This window comes from Pseudonocardia sp. ICBG1142, assembly GCF_020496255.1.
Classification (GTDB): domain Bacteria; phylum Actinomycetota; class Actinomycetes; order Mycobacteriales; family Pseudonocardiaceae; genus Pseudonocardia.
In genome coordinates this window covers 939,498-956,593 of the sequence record NZ_JAHLJC010000031.1, presented here as the reverse complement: position 1 = coordinate 956,593, position 17,096 = coordinate 939,498, and the positions used below count along the sequence as shown (strand labels likewise).

General features: G+C 73.5%; 14 protein-coding genes and 1 pseudogene. 12 read left to right on the top strand and 3 right to left on the bottom strand.

Annotated features, from left to right (window positions below; genetic code table 11):
• Window positions 1-40 precede the first annotated feature (40 nt).
• From ruvB to KPL59_RS28660, 6 genes are all read left to right on the top strand, one after another.
• Window positions 41-1,060: a Holliday junction branch migration DNA helicase RuvB gene (gene ruvB / locus KPL59_RS28685; RefSeq protein WP_170917155.1), complete on the top strand. Its 1,020-nt coding sequence runs from the start codon at window positions 41-43 to the stop codon at window positions 1,058-1,060.
• A gap of 352 nt (window positions 1,061-1,412) precedes the next feature.
• Window positions 1,413-1,787, top strand: coding sequence for a preprotein translocase subunit YajC (yajC, locus tag KPL59_RS28680; protein WP_226362624.1), 375 nt, complete (start codon window positions 1,413-1,415; stop codon window positions 1,785-1,787).
• Window positions 1,788-1,939: 152 nt separating this feature from the next.
• On the top strand, window positions 1,940-3,685 hold the full coding sequence (secD, locus tag KPL59_RS28675; protein ID WP_226362623.1) for a protein translocase subunit SecD: 1,746 nt from the start codon (window positions 1,940-1,942) through the stop codon (window positions 3,683-3,685).
• Entirely contained in the window at window positions 3,682-4,860 is a 1,179-nt protein-coding gene (gene secF / locus KPL59_RS28670; protein WP_226362622.1) for a protein translocase subunit SecF, read from the top strand. The genes secD and secF overlap by 4 nt, the downstream gene beginning before the upstream one ends.
• A gap of 38 nt (window positions 4,861-4,898) precedes the next feature.
• Complete coding sequence (locus tag KPL59_RS28665) at window positions 4,899-5,432, top strand: adenine phosphoribosyltransferase (protein ID WP_226353419.1); 534 nt, start codon at window positions 4,899-4,901, stop codon at window positions 5,430-5,432.
• 123 nt (window positions 5,433-5,555) lie between these two features.
• Window positions 5,556-7,844 (top strand): bifunctional (p)ppGpp synthetase/guanosine-3',5'-bis(diphosphate) 3'-pyrophosphohydrolase, encoded by a 2,289-nt coding sequence (locus tag KPL59_RS28660; protein WP_226362856.1) that lies wholly within the window; start codon window positions 5,556-5,558, stop codon window positions 7,842-7,844.
• A gap of 39 nt (window positions 7,845-7,883) precedes the next feature.
• Here the strand turns inward: KPL59_RS28660 and KPL59_RS28655 are convergent, their stop codons facing one another.
• Window positions 7,884-8,732 (bottom strand): peptidylprolyl isomerase, encoded by an 849-nt coding sequence (locus KPL59_RS28655; protein WP_226362621.1) that lies wholly within the window; start codon window positions 8,730-8,732, stop codon window positions 7,884-7,886.
• Window positions 8,733-8,865: 133 nt separating this feature from the next.
• Between KPL59_RS28655 and hisS the strand changes: the two genes are divergently transcribed.
• Window positions 8,866-10,167, top strand: a complete 1,302-nt coding sequence (hisS, locus tag KPL59_RS28650) for a histidine--tRNA ligase (RefSeq protein WP_226362620.1) — start codon at window positions 8,866-8,868, stop codon at window positions 10,165-10,167.
• 8 nt (window positions 10,168-10,175) lie between these two features.
• The gene (locus tag KPL59_RS28645) at window positions 10,176-10,721 is read left to right on the top strand and encodes a bifunctional 2-polyprenyl-6-hydroxyphenol methylase/3-demethylubiquinol 3-O-methyltransferase UbiG (protein WP_226353408.1); all 546 of its coding nucleotides are present in this window, start codon (window positions 10,176-10,178) and stop codon (window positions 10,719-10,721) included.
• 14 nt (window positions 10,722-10,735) lie between these two features.
• On the opposite strand, the pseudogene KPL59_RS28640 reads toward KPL59_RS28645, so the two are convergent.
• Window positions 10,736-12,149 (bottom strand): annotated as a pseudogene (locus KPL59_RS28640) (amidohydrolase family protein).
• 180 nt (window positions 12,150-12,329) lie between these two features.
• On the opposite strand from KPL59_RS28640, the gene KPL59_RS28635 reads away from it, so the two are divergent.
• From KPL59_RS28635 to KPL59_RS28620, 4 genes are all read left to right on the top strand, one after another.
• Window positions 12,330-13,139: an IclR family transcriptional regulator C-terminal domain-containing protein gene (locus tag KPL59_RS28635; RefSeq protein WP_226353410.1), complete on the top strand. Its 810-nt coding sequence runs from the start codon at window positions 12,330-12,332 to the stop codon at window positions 13,137-13,139.
• A 72-nt stretch (window positions 13,140-13,211) separates the two neighbouring features.
• Window positions 13,212-14,363, top strand: a complete 1,152-nt coding sequence (locus tag KPL59_RS28630) for a CaiB/BaiF CoA-transferase family protein (protein WP_226353411.1) — start codon at window positions 13,212-13,214, stop codon at window positions 14,361-14,363.
• Window positions 14,360-15,157: a citryl-CoA lyase gene (locus KPL59_RS28625; protein WP_226362619.1), complete on the top strand. Its 798-nt coding sequence runs from the start codon at window positions 14,360-14,362 to the stop codon at window positions 15,155-15,157. Before KPL59_RS28630 ends, KPL59_RS28625 begins: the two co-directional genes overlap by 4 nt.
• Window positions 15,154-16,023 (top strand): dioxygenase, encoded by an 870-nt coding sequence (locus tag KPL59_RS28620; RefSeq protein WP_226362618.1) that lies wholly within the window; start codon window positions 15,154-15,156, stop codon window positions 16,021-16,023. Before KPL59_RS28625 ends, KPL59_RS28620 begins: the two co-directional genes overlap by 4 nt.
• Window positions 16,024-16,026: 3 nt before the next feature.
• On the opposite strand, the gene KPL59_RS28615 is transcribed toward KPL59_RS28620, so the two are convergent.
• Window positions 16,027-17,064, bottom strand: a complete 1,038-nt coding sequence (locus tag KPL59_RS28615; protein WP_226362617.1) for a YibE/F family protein — start codon at window positions 17,062-17,064, stop codon at window positions 16,027-16,029.
• Between the last annotated feature and the right edge of the window lie 32 nt (window positions 17,065-17,096).

The window sequence follows — 17,096 nt, the reverse complement described above, 5'->3', positions numbered from 1 at the left end:
CCCCTACGCCGGGGTCGACGGTCGGCTCGACGAGCGCGCCGTGGACGCCGGGGTCCAGCCGGGGGACACCGACGTCGAGGCGTCGCTGCGGCCCCGCTCGCTGGCCGAGTTCGTCGGCCAGCCCCGGGTCCGCGAGCAGCTGCAGCTGGTGCTGGAGGGCGCCCGTCGCCGTGGCGACCCGCCGGACCACATCCTGCTGTCCGGCCCGCCCGGGCTCGGCAAGACCAGCCTCGCCATGATCATCGCCCAGGAGATGGGGGCCGCGATCCGGCTGACCTCCGGCCCGGCGCTGGAGCGGGCCGGGGACCTCGCCGCGATGCTGTCCAACCTCGTGCCCGGCGACGTGCTGTTCATCGACGAGATCCACCGCACCGCCCGGCCCGCCGAGGAGATGCTCTACCTCGCGATGGAGGACTTCCGGGTCGACGTCGTCGTCGGCAAGGGCCCGGGTGCCACCTCGATCCCGCTGGAGGTCGCGCCGTTCACCCTGGTCGGCGCCACGACGCGGGCCGGGTCGCTGACCGGTCCGCTGCGCGACCGGTTCGGGTTCACCGGGCAGATGGAGTTCTACGACGTCCCCGAGCTGGAGCTCGTGCTCCGCCGTGCCGCCGGGATCCTCGGCATCGACCTGCGCCCCGACGGCGGGGCCGAGATCGCCGGTCGCTGCCGCGGCACCCCCCGGGTGGCGAACCGGCTGCTGCGCCGGGTCCGCGACTACGCCGAGGTCCGCGCGGACGGGGTGGTCACCCGGGAGGTCGCCCGCGACGCGCTGGCCGTCTACGACGTCGACGAGCTCGGCCTCGACCGCCTCGACCGCGCCGTGCTCGGCGCGCTGGTCCGCTCCTTCCACGGCGGCCCGGTCGGGGTGTCGACCCTCGCCGTCGCGGTGGGGGAGGAGCCCGGGACCGTCGAGGAGGTCTGCGAGCCCTACCTGGTGCGGGCCGGGATGATCGCCCGCACCCCGCGCGGGCGGGTCGCGACCCCGCTGGCCTGGACCCACCTCGGGCTGACCCCGCCCGCGGACGCGCCCGCCGGGCACCGGATCGACCCGCTGTTCTGACCCGGCGCGCCGCCGGGGCGCCGGAACGCGCGGCCGGTCGGACATGGGAGGATCCGGACGGACCGAACGGATCGGGCAGCGCCCGGCCGGGACGACGGGCACCCTGGTGCCCGCACACCGCGCGGAGCCCTCCGGACACCGCGTGCCCCGACCGGCGACCCGGACCGGGACGTCGGAACGATCCGGGCGTGCGACTCGTTCCGGGGCAGGTCGGACAGTCGACAGCTCCCGGACGACGCCGTTCGGCCCGCCGCACTGCGACGAGCGGTCCGCCACCGGGAGGGGGCAGGCCGTCGGTGTCGGTCCCGGCTGGCACACTCACGATTACGAGACGAGACGGAGACCCCGCACGATGACATCAATTCTCGCCCAGCAGGCCGGTGGCGGCTCGAGCATCTTCTCCCTGCTGCCGTTCCTCATCATCCTGCTGCTGTTCGTGCCGCTGTTCCTCAACGGCCGCAAGCAGCGCAGGCAGATGGCGGAGACGCAGGCGATGCAGCAGGCGCTGGAGGACGGCGACGTCGTCGTCACCACGTCCGGGCTGCGGGGCACCATCGTCGACGCCTCGTACGAGGACACGATCGACCTCGAGATCGCCGAGGGCGTGGTCACCACCTGGCTGCGTGCGGCGATCCGGGAGAAGGTCACGACCGAGGAGGCGACGGAGGAGACCGTCGCCGAGCCGGCCGACAAGGACGCGTCGGAGAACAAGCCGACCATCCACTGAGCACGTCGGGAACGGGCCGGACGGCCCGTTCCGGCGGCCTCGGCGTCCGTACCGGGCCCGGCCGCGGCTCTGCCGCACCGGCCCGATGGGACGGCGACCGACCGTGAGGCCGGCCGCGGCCGCCGCACGAGTCGGATCAGGAGAACGATCACGTGGCAACGTCGTCGGGGCAGCAGCACGTGCGCCCCTGGCGCTTACTGACGGCCTTCGCAGGCATCGTCGTGGTGCTGTACGCACTGGTGTTCCTCACCGGGGGCGGCAACCTCACGCCGAAGCTGGGCATCGACCTGCAGGGCGGCACCCGCGTCACGCTCACCGCGCGCACCACCGACGGGCAGCCACCGCCGCGTGACCAGCTGGTCCAGGCGCAGGACATCATCGAGCAGCGCGTCAACGGGCTCGGTGTCAGCGGCGCCGAGGTCCAGCTGGACGGCAGCAACATCGTCATCACCGTCCCCGGTGATGCCGGCGAGCAGGCCCGCTCCCTGGGGCAGACCGCGCAGCTGCGTTTCCGCGAGGTGCTGCAGGGCCCGGTCCCGGCGAACCAGGCCGCCGGCGGGCAGCCCGCACCGGGCCAGGGCGCGCAGACCGGTCAGGCCCCGGCGAGCCCGGCCCCTGCGAGCCCTGCCCCTGCGCAGCCGCAGGGGATGGGCGAGCAGAGCCACCCCGTCGCCCCGGTCGCGCAGGTCTCGCCCCTGCAGGACCCGCCGCCGACGCCCGCGCCGTCCCCCGCTCCGGGCCCTGGCGGGCTCGCCCCGGACGACCCGCGGGTCGCCGCCGAGGTCACGAAGCTCCGTGAGACCCGGCAGAGCACCGACCAGGCCACCCAGCTGCAGGCGCTGCTGACCCTGGACTGCAACGCCCCCGACCCGCTGCAGGGCTACGACGACCCGACGAAGCCGCTGGTCGCGTGCAGCGAGGACAAGCAGAACAAGTACCTGCTCGGCCCCTCCTTCCTGGAGGGCACCGAGATCGCCTCGGCCCAGGCCCAGCAGAACCCGCAGGGCGCAGGCTGGGTGGTCTCGCTGACCTTCAAGCCGCAGGGCGCCGACACCTGGGGGCAGTACACGACGAACAACGTCGGCAAGAACGTGGCGTTCGTGCTCGACGGCGACGTCGTCTCGGCCCCCACGATCAACCAGCCGATCTACGGGCAGACCCAGATCTCCGGGCAGTTCAACCAGGAGCGGGCCCAGCAGCTCGCCCAGGTGCTGCGCTACGGCTCGCTGCCGCTGTCGTTCGATTCCGGCAACGCCCAGACCGTCTCGGCCACCCTGGGGCTCGCCTCGCTGGAGGCCGGGCTGCTCGCCGGCGCCGTCGGACTGGCCCTGGTGTTCGCCTACTGCCTGTTCTACTACCGGCTGCTCGGCATCCTGACGATCCTGTCGCTGGCCCTGTCCGGCCTGGTCGTCTACGCGGTGCTGATCCTGCTCGGGCGCTGGATCGGGTTCACCCTCGACCTCGCCGGGGTCGGCGGGTTCATCATCGCCATCGGCATCACCGCCGACTCGTTCGTCATCTTCTTCGAACGGCTCAAGGACGAGATGCGGGAGGGCCGCACGTTCCGCTCGGCCGTCCCGCGGTCCTGGGAGCGGGCGCGGCGCACGATCCTCACCGCCGACGCCGTCAGCTTCCTCGCCGCCGCGGTGCTCTACATCCTTGCCGTCGGCGAGGTCCGCGGCTTCGCGTTCACCCTGGGCATGTCCACGGTCCTCGACCTCGTCGTCGTGTTCCTCGTGACGTTCCCGCTGGTCGTGCTCATCTCCCGGTCGAAGTCGCTGGGCAGGCCCGGGCTGTCCGGGCTCGCGGCCGTCGACCGGATCGGGCAGCGGCACCGCCGTGAGAAGCCGGCCGTCGGCAGGCGCGCGGCCACCACCGGGAAGGGAGCGGGCGCATGACGAACCCCGAGTCGATGTCGGGCTGGACCCGGCTCACCACCGGCACCGCGAACGTCGACATCATCGGCCGCCGGAAGACCTGGTACATCGGGTTCGGCGTGCTCATCGCGATCTGCCTGCTGTCGCTGGTCTTCCGGGGCTTCAACCTCGGGATCGACTTCATCGGCGGCTCCCAGATCCAGATGCCCGCCACCGGGGCGAACGGCGCGATCAGCACCCAGCAGGTCGACCGGGTCTACGAGAGCGTGATCGGCTCCGCGCCCGAGGTCACCCAGTCCGTCGGGTCCGGCGACGCCGCGTCGATCGTGCTGCAGTCCGAGCCGCTGACCTCCGAGCAGCTCGTGCCGCTGCGCGAGGCGCTGTTCACCCAGCTGCAGCCGCTCGGCGCGGACGGCACCCCCAGCGCCGCCTCGATCAGCGACTCGCAGGTCTCGGGCACCTGGGGCGGCGAGGTCACCACGCAGGCGCTGATCGCGCTCGCCGTGTTCATCGTGCTGGTCACGCTGTTCCTGGCGTTCTACTTCGAGCGGGCGATGGCGGCCGCCGCGCTGGTGGCCCTGATCAACGACATCGTCGTCACCGCGGGCGTGTACTCGATCATCGGTCTGGAGGTCACCCCGGCCACGGTGATCGGGCTGCTCACCATCCTCGGGTTCTCCCTCTACGACACCGTCGTGGTGTTCGACAAGGTCCGGGAGAACTCCCGCGGACTGCTCAAGCTGACCCGGCGCACCTACGCCGAGGCCGCGAACCTGGCGCTGAACCAGACGCTCATGCGGTCGATGAACACCTCGCTGATCGCGATCCTGCCGGTGCTCGGCCTGCTCGTGATCGGTGTCGGGCTGCTCGGCGTCGGCACCCTGGCCGACCTGGCCCTGGTCCAGCTGGTCGGCATGATCTCCGGTGTCGTCTCCTCGTTGCTGCTGGCCACCCCCGTGCTGGTGGACATCAAGCTGCGCGACAAGCGGGTCCGGGACCAGGCCGCCCGGGTCGAGGCCCGGCGTGCCCGCGCGGCCGGCCGCGGCGGGACGGACTCCGGGCCCGACACCGGGACCGACTCCGACGTCGACGGCGGCCCGGCCACCGATACCCTCGCCGCCGTGAGCTCCTCCGCACCCGCCGCCCCGCGGCCCGGCGCCCGCCCGACCGGCAAGACCGGACGGCGTCGCGGGTGAGCGGGGCACAGGTCGACGGCATCCGGGTCGGGCCCGGGATCAGCGGCGACTCCGCAGAGGACCTGCTCCGGGTCGCCGAGCTGGTCCGCTCGGTTCCCGACTACCCGCAGCCCGGCGTGCTGTTCCGGGACATCACCCCGGTGCTGGCGGACGGGGAGTCCTTCGCGACCGTCGCCACCGAGCTGGCCGCGGGCGCCGGCCAGGCGGACCTCGTCGTCGGGGTGGAGGCGCGCGGGTTCCTGCTCGGCGCCGCCGTCGCGCTCGTCGCCGGGGTCGGGACCGTACCGGTCCGCAAGGCGGGCAAGCTGCCCGCGGTCGCCGCGTCGCGCAGCTACGACCTGGAGTACGGCAGCGCCACCCTGGAGCTGCCGGCCGGCGTCGTCGAGCCGGGGTCCCGGGTCTACGTCGTCGACGACGTGCTCGCCACCGGCGGCACCGCCACCGCGGCCTGCGCGCTGCTCACCGACGTCGGGGCCGAGGTCGTCGGGTTCGGCACGCTGCTGGAACTGACCGCGCTGAACGGCCGGGCGAAGCTCGGTGACCTGCGGATCGACGCCCTGCTGAACGCCTGACGACGACGCGGGCCCGAAGGCGGACTATCCTCGGGTGGCGGGGACCTCCCCGCCACCCGAGCACGAGCAGGAGGTGCGGTGACCGAGGTCGACCGGACGAGCACCCACCCGGCCACGCGGCCGCTGTCGCCTGCCGACGACGAGCCGCCACGCCCGTCCGCGACCCGCCGGGTCCGCGCCCGGATCGCCCGGCGGATGACCCCGCAGCGCGTCGCCATCGTGACCCCGGTGCTGGAGCCGCTCGCCGCGGTCCACCGGTCGCTGCACCCCAAGGCCGACCTGGTGCTGCTGCAGCGCGCCTACGACGTCGCCGAGGACAAGCACGACGGGCAGACCCGCAAGTCCGGGGACCCCTACATCACCCACCCGCTCGCCGTCGCCACGATCCTGGCCGAGCTGGGCATGGACACCACGACGCTGGTCGCGGCGCTGCTGCACGACACCGTCGAGGACACCGACTACTCCCTGGAACGGCTGCGCGCCGACTTCGGCGACGAGGTCGCGCACCTCGTCGACGGGGTCACCAAGCTCGACAAGGTCGAGTTCGGCACCGCCGCCGAGGCCGAGACGATCCGCAAGATGGTCGTCGCGATGGCGCGGGACCCGCGGGTGCTGGTCATCAAGCTGTCCGACCGGCTGCACAACATGCGCACGATGCGCTTCCTGCGCCCGGAGAAGCAGGTCAAGAAGGCGAACGAGACCCTCGAGGTGTTCGCCCCGCTCGCGCACCGGCTCGGCATGGCCACGGTGAAGCTGGAGCTGGAAGACCTGTCCTTCGCGATCCTGCAGCCGAAGAAGTACCAGGAGATCGTGCGGCTGGTCGCCGACCGGGCGCCCTCGCGCGACACCTACCTGCGCCAGGTCATCGACGAGGTGTCCGCCCAGCTGGACTCCGCGCGGAACCCGGCGAAGGTCGAGGGCCGGCCGAAGCACTACTACTCGATCTACCGCAAGATGATCGTCAAGGGCCGCGACTTCGACGACATCCACGACCTCGTGGGCGTGCGCGTGCTCGTCGACGAGGTCCGCGACTGCTACGCCGCGATCGGCATGGTGCACGCGCTGTGGCAGCCGATGCCCGGCCGGTTCAAGGACTACATCGCCCAGCCCCGGTTCGGGGTCTACCAGTCGCTGCACACCACGGTGATCGGACCGGACGGCAAGCCCCTCGAGGTGCAGATCCGCACCCACGCCATGCACCGCACCGCCGAGTACGGCATCGCCGCGCACTGGCGGTACAAGGAGGTCAAGGGCGGCGGCAACAAGGAGGTCGAGGTCGAGGAGATGGCGTGGATGCGCCAGCTGCTCGACTGGCAGCGCGAGGCCGCCGACCCCGGCGAGTTCCTCGACTCGCTGCGCTTCGACCTCGCCGCGCGGGAGATCTTCGTCTTCACCCCGAAGGGCGACGTCGTCACCCTGCCGACCGGCTCCACCCCGATCGACCTGGCCTACGCCGTGCACACCGAGGTCGGGCACCGCTGCATCGGGTCCCGGGTCAACGGCAAGCTCGTCGCGCTGGAGCGCCAGCTGTCCTCCGGCGACGTCGTCGAGATCTTCACCTCGAAGGCCGAGGACGCCGGCCCGAGCCGGGACTGGCTGCAGATCGCGAAGTCCCCGCGGGCCAAGGCCAAGATCAAGCAGTGGTTCGCGAAGGAACGTCGCGAGGAGGCCGTCGAGGAGGGCAAGGAGGCGATCACCCGGGAGGCACGCCGCACCGGGATGCCGCTGCAGCGGCTCATCTCCGCCGACGCGATGTCCGCGCTCGCCCGGGAGATGCACTACTCCGACGTCTCCGCGCTCTACGCCGCCGTCGGCGAGCACCAGGCCAGCGCCCAGCACGTCGTGCAGCGCCTCGTGGCCTGGTTCGGCGGCGAGGAGGAGGCCGAGGAGGAGCTCGCCGAGCGGGCGACGCCGTCGACGGTCCGCCACCGCCGCCCGTCGGGCAACGCGGGTGTCGTCGTCACCGGCGCCGACGGCCAGTCCCTCGGTGACCTCTACGTCAAGCTCGCCCGCTGCTGCACCCCGGTGCCCGGCGACGAGATCCTCGGGTTCGTCACCCGCGGCGGCGGGATCAGCGTGCACCGCACCGACTGCACCAACGCCGGCGACCTCACCGCCCGCGAGGAGCGCCTGGTCGACGTGACCTGGTCGGTGTCGCCGGAGTCGGTGTTCCTGGTCGCCATCCAGGTCGAGGCGCTCGACCGGCACCGGCTGCTGTCCGACGTCACGAAGGTCCTGGCCGACGAGAAGGTCAACATCCTCTCGGCGACGACGACCACGTCGCGCGACCGGGTCGCGATCTCCCGGTTCTCCTTCGAGATGGGGGACCCGAAGCACCTCGGGCACCTGCTGCACGCGGTGCGCAACATCGAGGGCGTCTACGACGTCTACCGCGTCACCAGCGCTGCCTGACCCCGGCCCACCCCACGCGGGGGTGGACCGGGGCGCCGGTCAGCCGAGGGTGGTGCGCTGGATCTCGACCGGGATGCTCGGCAGGCCGTCGCCGGAGCCGACGGACTCGCCGCCCTTGGCGACCTTGTCCAGGGTCGCGAGCCCCGCGGTGCCGATCGAGCCGAACACGGTGTAGTTCGGGGGCAGCTGGGCGTCGCCGTAGATCATGAAGAACTGGCTGCCGTTGGTGTTCGGCCCGGCGTTGGCCATCGCCAGCAGGCCGCGGCCGTAGGTGAGGCCGGGGAACACCTCGTCGGCGAAGGAGTAGCCGGGGCCGCCGCGGCCGGAGCCGGACGGGTCGCCGCACTGCAGCACCTGCAGGCCGGGGCTGGTGGTGAGCCGGTGGCAGGAGGTCCCGTCGAAGTAGCCCTGCTGCGCGAGGCTCGCGAAGCTCTTGACCGTGCACGGCGCGAGGGCACGGTCCAGCGTCAGGTCGATCGGGCCGGCGCTGGTCTGCAGGTCCGCGGTCACCGTCCCCTGTGCCGGGGTGGCGCCGGCGGCCGGCGGGTTCACCGGCTTCGCGGCGGGCTCGGGAGCCCGGGGGTAGGTGCAGTCGACCGAGGCCGGCAGGGCCGTCGGGCGCTTCGGCAGGGGGACGGTCGGCAGCCCGGAGGTGTCCGGGCCGTCACCGGCGGGCGGGGCGGCGGCGGGCGGGGTGGCGTCGTCGGGGCCGCCCCAGGCCGAGGTCAGCGCGTAGATCCCGACCGCGGCCAGCACGACGACCAGCACGGTCACCACGGCCGCGATCGTCGTGTTCCGCTTGCGCTTCTGCTCGCGCTCGGCCCGGCGGGCCTGCTGCGCCTCCAGCTTGCGCTTGGCCGCCTCCCGGCGCTGCTCGTTCGTCGCCACGTCCCGCCAACTCCCTGACTTGATCATCCGTACGCGCGGTGAGGGTATCGGGGCGACCTGGGGAGAAAGCTGAGAGACACCGGTTCTAGGCTGGGAGGACCGATCTGATCCCCGGAGAGGACGTGCAACCACCGTGACCGCCACCGAGCCGCAGGTGAGCCGGGCCCGCAGGCCCGAGCCGTTCGCCGCGCCGAAGGGCATCCCCGAGTACCTCCCGCCGTCCTCGGCCGGGTTCGTGCACGTGCGGGACACCCTCGCCGCCGCCGCCGAGCGCGCCGGGTACGGCCACATCGAGCTGCCCGTGTTCGAGGACACCGGCCTCTACGCCCGCGGGGTGGGGGAGTCCACCGACGTCGTCTCCAAGGAGATGTACACCTTCGCCGACCGCGGCGACCGCTCGGTGACGCTGCGCCCCGAGGGCACCGCGGGCGTCGTCCGCTCGGTGATCGAGCACAACCTCGACAAGCAGGGACTGCCGGTCAAGCTGCGCTACACCGGGCCCTTCTTCCGCTACGAGCGCCCCCAGGCCGGCCGCTACCGGCAGCTCCAGCAGGTCGGCGTCGAGGCGATCGGGGTGGACGACGCAGGCCTGGACGCCGAGGTCATCGCGATCGCCGACGAGGGGTTCAAGGCCCTCGGCCTGACCGGCTACCGCCTGGAGATCACCTCCCTCGGCGACGCCGAGTGCCGCCCCGCCTACCGCGCGCTGCTGCAGGAGTTCCTCGCCGGGCTCGACCTCGACGAGGCGACCCGGGCCCGGGCGGAGATCAACCCGCTGCGGGTGCTCGACGACAAGCGCCCCGAGATCCGCGCCGCGATGGCCGCCGCGCCGCTGCTGATGGACCACCTGTCCGACGCCGCCGCCGACCACCACGCCCGCGTGCTGGCCCACCTCGACGACCTCGGCGTCGCCTACACGCCGAACCCGCGCATGGTCCGGGGCCTGGACTACTACACCAAGACGACCTTCGAGTTCGTCCACGACGGCCTCGGCGCGCAGTCCGGCATCGGCGGTGGCGGCCGCTACGACGGTCTCATGGCGACCCTCGGCGGACCGGAGCTGTCCGGCGTCGGGTTCGGCATCGGCGTCGACCGCACGCTGCTCGCCTGCCGCGCCGAGGGCGTCGCGCCCTGGTCGGACGCGCGGGTCGAGGTGTTCGGGGTGTCCCTCGGCGACGCCGCGCAGCGCCGCCTGGTCGTGATCGCCGCGCAGCTGCGGGCCCGGGGCCTGCGGGTCGACCTGGCCTACGGCGGCCGGGGACTCAAGGGCGCGATGAAGTCCGCCGACCGGTCCGGGGCGCGGTTCGCGCTGGTCCTGGGGGACCGGGACCTGGAGAACGGCACCGTCGGGCTCAAGGACCTCGTCTCCGGCGAGCAGCAGGACGTCCCGCTGGACGCGGTCACCGACGCCGTCGTGACCGCCCTGGCGGGCTGAGGCCCGCCGTGGCCCGGACCGACCGGGACCGGTGGGACGCGAAGCACCGCGCCCTCGGTACCGGCACCCCCGCCCCGCCGGACGCCCTGCGCGGGCACCTCGACCTGCTCCCGTCGTCCGGCCGGGCGCTGGACGTGGCCTGCGGGCGGGGGAGCGTCGCGGTGTGGCTGGCCGGGCGCGGGCTCGACGTCGTCGCCGTCGACGTGTCGCCGGCCGCGCTCGCCGCGGGGGCCGAGCTCGTCACCCGCGAGCAGCCGCCCGGTCGCGTGCGCTGGGTGGAGGCCGACCTCGACGCCGGGTTCCCGGCCGAGGACGACCGCTACGACCTCGTCGTGTGCCAGCGCTTCCGCGACCCGGCGCTCTACCCGGCGATGGCCGCGGCGCTCGCCCCGGGCGGGCTGCTGGTGGTCACGGTCCTGTCCGAGGTCGGCGACACGGGCGGGGCGTTCCGGGCGGCGCCGGGGGAGCTCACCGCGGCGTTCGCCGGCCTCGAGGTCCTCGCCCACCGCGAGGGCGACGGCGAGGCGCACCTCGTCGCCCGCGCCTCCGCCTGAACGGGCGCCGCCGCTCAGCCGCCGTGCGTCGCCGCGCTGCGGTAGTCGGTGTAGGTGTAGGGGTTGTCGAGGACCTTGGTCTCCGGGATCTCCGGGTTCATCCCCGCCTGCCACGCCTGCTCGCCCATCGTCGCGCGCAGGTGCTCCACGGTCGCGGTGACCGCTGCGCGGGCGGCGGGCAGGTCGACGTCGACGAGACGCCCGTCGCGCTTCACCACGCGCCCGTCCACCAGGACCGTGTGCACGTCCCCGCGCTGGGCCTGGAACGCGACGTGGCCGTGCGGGTGCAGCACCGGGAACGACACCGGTGAGTGGTCGTTGCGCAGCAGCACCAGGTCGGCCTTCTTCCCGACCTCGACCGAGCCCAGGTCCGACTCGCGCCCGATCGCGCGGGCCCCGCCGCGGGTGGCCCACTCGACGACCCCGCAGCGACGAGTGGGTGACGGTGTCCCCGCGCCCGTGCGCCTCCAGGTGCTCGCGGGACCGGTCGGCGCCCAGCGTGGTGCGCATCGCCGAGAACAGGTCCGCGCTCCACCACATCGACGAGTCCATCGACAGCGACACCGGGATGCCGTGCTCGCGCAGCGCCCAGGTGGGCGGGTAGCCCTGACCGGCGCTCTGCTCGCTCTCGGTGGACACCGACACCGAGCCGCCGGTCGCGGCGATCCGGTGGTAGGAGTCCGCGGACAGCGACGCGGCGTGCACGTAGACGGTGTCCGGGCCGGCGAAGCCGTGCTCGTGCATGAGCCGGACGCCGTCGTCGTTGGTGGCGCCCCATACCCCGGCGTGGGTGGTGACGCCGACGCCGAGCTCGCGCGCCACCTCGAACGCGGGACGCTCGGGGAACGCCGGGTCGCCGGTGACGTCGAAGGCCAGCTGGAAGCCCAGCATGTCGTCGCCGGGGGTGATGCGCCGTGACACGAACTCCGCGAACCCGGGGTCGGCGGTCCAGTTCGCGGGGGCGTCGTGGATGTTGCCGTAGGCGAGCACGAACCGGCCCGCGGTGGAGGTCAGGGCGTCGACGGCGGCGTCGGCGTGCTGCGAGGTCTGCAGCCCGTGCGACCAGTCGACCGTGGTGGTGACGCCCGCGTCGAGGGCCTCCAGCGCCGCGAGCAGGTTGCCCGCGTGGATGTCCTCCGGACGGAAGACCTTCCCCCACTCCAGGTAGTTCCACACGAAGTACTGGGTCAGCGTCCAGTCGGCGCCGTAGCCGCGCAGCGAGGTCTGCCACATGTGCCGGTGGGTGTCGATCATGCCGGGCATCACGATGCCGCCGGCCGCCTCGATCTCCTCGGTGCCCTCGGGCACCGCCAGCCCGACGCCGACGGCGGCGATCCGGTCGCCGGTCACCAGGACGTCGTGGCCGGACAGGACCGTCCGGCTCGCATCGACGGTCAGGACGGTCGCGTTGCGGAAGACGACGCTCATCGGCGCACTCCTCGATCTGCCGGACAGGCGTCCGCTGTACGGACATCGTGGAACGGCGGTCACTGTCGCGCACGCTGGTTGTGCTGTCAACGTCCGGGCTGTCACCGTCCGGGGCGCCGTCGTCGTGCGGTCGGTCGCGGCGTGTCCGCAGGGCGGACGCGAGGCGCTACCGTGACGCCCATGCCACGCGACGGGACCGGCCCGGACTTCATCGAGGCGCTCGCCCGCGGCCTGGAGGTGATCACCGCGTTCCGGCCCGGCCGGCCGGAGATGACCCTGGCCGACCTCGCCGCGGTGACCGGGCTCGCCCGGCCGACCGTGCGCCGGGTGCTGCTCACCCTGGCCGAGCTCGGCTACGTCCGCACCTGCGAGCGCGGATACACCCTCACGCCGCGGGTGCTCGACCTCGGCGTCGCCTACGTCCGCTCCACCGGGCTGTGGGACGTCGCCCGTCCGCACCTGGAGCGCTTGGTCGAGCGCACGCACGAGTCGTGCTCGATCGCCCAGCTCGACGGCAGCGACATCGTCTACGTCGCGCGGGTCGCGGTGCCCAAGATCGTCGCCCTGTCGGTCCAGATCGGGACCCGGTTCCCGGCGGCGTCGACCTCACTGGGGAAGGTGCAGCTCGCCGCGCTCGCCCCGGACGAGCTGGAACGTGTGCTGGCCGAGCCGTCGCGGTCCGGGCTGACCCCGCGCAGCGCCCCCACCCCGGCCGAGCGCGACGCCGAGCTGCGCGAGGTCCGCGCCCGCGGCTGGGCGCTCACCGACGAGCAGCTGGCGCCCGGAATCCGCTCGGTCGCCGCCCCCCTGCGCGACGGCGAGGGCCGGGTGATCGCCGGGGTCAACGTCAACTGCCATGCCGCGGAGACCTCGCTGGAGACCCTCCTCGAACACCACCTGCCGCTGCTGCTGCAGACCGCGGGCGACATCAGCGCCGACTTCGCCCGGCTCGCCACCGCCCCGCACGTGACCGTGTCCGCCCCGGCTTGACCTCCCGGCCCGGACAGGGCCACGATCGTCTGGCGGACAGGCGTCCGCACAGCGATCACTTCGGAGGAACTGATGGCGGAAGCCGGAACCGGCGGGCCGCTCGAGGGCATCCTCGTGGCCGACTTCTCGCGCATCCTGGCCGGGCCGTACGCGACGATGCTGCTGGCCGACATGGGCGCCGACGTCGTCAAGGTCGAGGGTCCGGCCGGCGACGACACCCGGACGTGGATGCCGCCCGAGCGCGACGGGGAGTCCACCTACTACCTGGGCATCAACCGCGGGAAGCGCTCCATCGCGCTGGACCTGCGCGACGAGACCGACCTCGCCGCCGCCCGCGAGCTCGCGCGGCGGGCCGACGTCGTCATCGAGAACCTGCGCCCCGGCGGGATGACCCGCTTCGGGCTGGACTTCGACGCCGTCGCCGCGACCAACCCGGGCGTCGTCTACGCCTCGATCTCCGGGTTCGGTTCCGGTGCGGGCGCGCACGTGCCCGGCTACGACCTCATGGTCCAGGCGATGTCCGGGCTCATGAGCCTCACCGGCGATCCGGACGGGCCGCCGTACCGGGCGGGCATCTCGGTGTTCGACGTGATGGCCGGCAACCACGCCGCGATCGGGATCCTGGCCGCGCTGCGCCACCGCGACCGCACCGGCACCGGCCAGCACGTCGAGGTCAACCTGCTCTCCTCGGCGCTCACCGGGCTGGTCAACCACAGCTCCGCCTGGGTGGCCGGGGACACCGTGCCGTACCGGATGGGCAACGCCCACCCCTCGGTCTTCCCCTACGAGCCGATGCCGACCGCCGACGACGACCTCATCGTCGCCGCCGGCAACGACGCCCAGTTCCGCAAGCTCTGCGTCGTGCTCGGGGTCGGAGACCTCGCCGACGATCCCCGCTTCGCCCGCAACGCCGACCGCACCGTGTACCGCGAGGCGCTGCGCCCGCTGCTGGAGGAGCGGCTCGCGACCCGCGGCGCCGTCGAGTGGTTCGAGCTGCTCACCGAGGCCGGCGTGCCGTCGGGCCCCATCCAGACCATCGACGGCGGCTTCGCCATGGCGGAGCGGTTCGGCCTCGACCCCGTCGTCACCGTCGGGGAGGGGGAGCGGGCGGTGCCCACCACGCGCCACCCGGTCCGCTTCTCCGCCACCCCTGCCGTCTACCGGCTCCCCCCGCCGCAGCTCGACGAGCACGGCGCCGACCTGCGGAAGTGGCTCGACTCATGACCTACCCCACCGCCCTGGGTGCCTCGTCGAAGGACGCCATCACCCTGCTCGGCCACGACCTCGCCGAGGACGTGATGGGCCCCGTCGGGTTCGGTGAGCTCGCGTTCTGGCTCGCCACCCAGCGCCGCCCGACCCCCGGCGAGACACGGGTGTTCGAGGCCGTCCTCGCCGCCCTCGCCGACCACGGGTTCACCCCGACCGCGATCGTCACGCGGCTCACCCACCTGTCCGCGCCGGACTCGGTGCAGGGCGCGCTCGCCGCCGGCCTGCTCGGGGGCGGCTCGCGCTTCCTCGGCGTCACCGAGGACTGCGGCCGGTTCCTGCACGACCACCTGCCCGCCGAGCGCCCCACCGACGACGACGGCTGGGACGCCGTCGCGCTCGACGTCGTGACCGCGCAGCGGGCCGCGAAGCGGTTCGTGCCCGGCCTCGGCCACCACGTCCACAAGGACGGCGACCCCCGCACCCCGCGGCTGTTCGCCATCGCGGAACAGGAGGGGCTGCTCGGCCCGCACCTGCGCCTGTTCGCCGCGATCGGCCGGGTGCACCCGCAGGTGCTGGGCCGGACGCTGCCGCTCAACGGCGCCGGGGTCTGCGGCGCGGCACTGGCCGACCTCGGGCTGCCGCTGGAGCTGCTGCGCGGCTTCGCGCTGCTCGCCCGGACCGCCGGTCTGATCGGTCAGCTCGCGGAGGAGCTGCGCCACCCCGTCGCGAACGACATCTTCCTGTCCGTGGACCTGCACAACCGGTCCGTCGACCCCGACCCGTACCAGCCCGAGGGAGACCTGCGATGACGCAGCCCACCACCGTCACCGAGGACACGATCACCGACGCCGCCGTCGCGCGCTGGGCCACCGCGCACGACCCGCGCACCGTCGAGCTCATGACCGCCCTGGTGCGCCACCTGCACGACTTCGCCCGCGAGACCCACCTCACCGAGGACGAGTGGATGGCCGCCGTGCGCTGGCTGACCGCCACCGGGCAGATCTCCGACGACAAGCGCGAGGAGTTCATCCTCGCCTCCGACGTGCTCGGGCTGTCCATGCTCGTCGTCCAGCAGAACCACCGCCTCGACCCGGCCGCCACCCCGGCGACCGTGCTGGGCCCGTTCCACATCGACGGCTCCCCGGAGAAGGACTTCGGCGCCGACATGTCCGACGGGCTGCCCGGCGACCTGCTGTTCGTGCACGGCACCGTCCGCTCGCTCGACGGCACCGGAGTCCCCGGCGCCGTGCTCGACGTGTGGCAGTCCGACGCCGACGGCACCTACGAGGCCCAGCTCGACGTCGACGAGGCCCGGCTGCGCGCGAAGTACACGACCGACGCCGACGGCCGCTACTGCCTGCGCACCATCGCCCCGCTCGGCTACGCCATCCCGATGGACGGCCCGGTCGGCGATCTGATCTCGCGCACCGACATCAGCCCGATGCGGCCCGCGCACATCCACTTCCTGCTCGCCGTGCCCGGCTACGCACCGCTCATCACCCACCTGTTCCGGGAGGGCACCGAGTATCTCGACTCCGACGTCGTGTTCGGTGTGAAGCGCGAGCTCGTCGTGGCGTTCGACCGCCACGAGCCCGGCCCCACGCCGGACGGCGGGCACAGCGACACCCCCTGGTACGAGGCCCGCTACGACTTCGTGCTCCAGCCCGCCGGGTGAGACTCAGCGCCGCCCGACGACCAGCGCGGCCAGCCCGGTCGTCACCGGGACAGCGGCGACCAGCCCGATGCTGCCCACCAGCGTCCGCACGATCTCGGTCGCCACGTCCTGGCTGGTCAGCACCTGCGTCACCCCGCCGGCGGCGACGGTGAACAGCAGCAGCAGCGGCAGCGCCGCCCCGGCGTAGGCCAGCACCAGGGTGTTCACCGCGGACGCGACGTGGTCGCGCCCGATCCGCATCCCGGCGGCGAACAGCTCGCCCACGCTCATCCCCGGGTTCGCCGCGCCCAGCTCCCACACCGCGGACGCCTGGGTGACGGTGACGTCGTCCAGCGCCCCGAGCGCGCCGATCACCAGCCCGGCCAGCACCAGGCCGCGGGGGTCGATCGGCACGCCCGGGCCGAGCGTGCCGATCAGGGTGGCGGTGGTGTCGTCGAGCCCGGTGAGCCGGGAGGTGACGGTGAACAGGTAGCCGAGCAGCCCGATCAGGGCGAGCGAGGCGAGTGTGCCGAGCACCGCGCACGACGTCCGCGCGGTGAACCCGTGGGTCAGGTACAGCACCACGAACATGATCAGGCAGGCGCCGGTGACCGCGACCGCGAGCGGGGAGCCGCCGGACAGGATCGCCGGCAGGACGAACCACAGCAGGATCACGAAGCTCAGCGCCAGGCTGACCAGCGCCGCGAACCCCCGCAGCCGCCCCAGCACGACGACGGCCAGGGCGAACGCCGCCGCCAACCACCCCAGCGGGGCGCCGCGCTGGAAGTCGACGAGCTGGTAGGAGCCCGCGTCGTCGGGGTTCGCGCCCGACCACGACAGCGTGACCGGATCACCCACCGCGAACCGCGGTGTCGACGGCTCGTTCGGCACCAGCTGCACCAGGTCCCGTCCGGCACGGGGCCCGTCCGACAGCGCGACCGTCACCCCGGTGCAGCGACGGTCCCCGGCGCCGGGGGAGCAGTCCGCGACCTGCACCGTGGTGACGGTGCCGTGCACCTGCTGGTGGGCGGGATCTCCGGGACCGGGGTCGCCCCCGGCCACGGCAGGGCCACCCCGGCGAGCGTCGCGAGCAC

Bases quoted from the DNA above. Each gene is read 5' to 3' on its own strand.
- yajC (WP_226362624.1), top strand. From the start codon at position 1,413: ATGACATCAATTCTCGCCCAGCAGGCCGGTGGCGGCTCGAGCATCTTC.
- secF (WP_226362622.1), top strand. From the start codon at position 3,682: ATGACGAACCCCGAGTCGATGTCGGGCTGGACCCGGCTCACCACCGGC.
- KPL59_RS28635 (WP_226353410.1), top strand. From the start codon at position 12,330: ATGCCACGCGACGGGACCGGCCCGGACTTCATCGAGGCGCTCGCCCGC.
- KPL59_RS28630 (WP_226353411.1), top strand. From the start codon at position 13,212: ATGGCGGAAGCCGGAACCGGCGGGCCGCTCGAGGGCATCCTCGTGGCC.
- KPL59_RS28625 (WP_226362619.1), top strand. From the start codon at position 14,360: ATGACCTACCCCACCGCCCTGGGTGCCTCGTCGAAGGACGCCATCACC.
- KPL59_RS28620 (WP_226362618.1), top strand. From the start codon at position 15,154: ATGACGCAGCCCACCACCGTCACCGAGGACACGATCACCGACGCCGCC.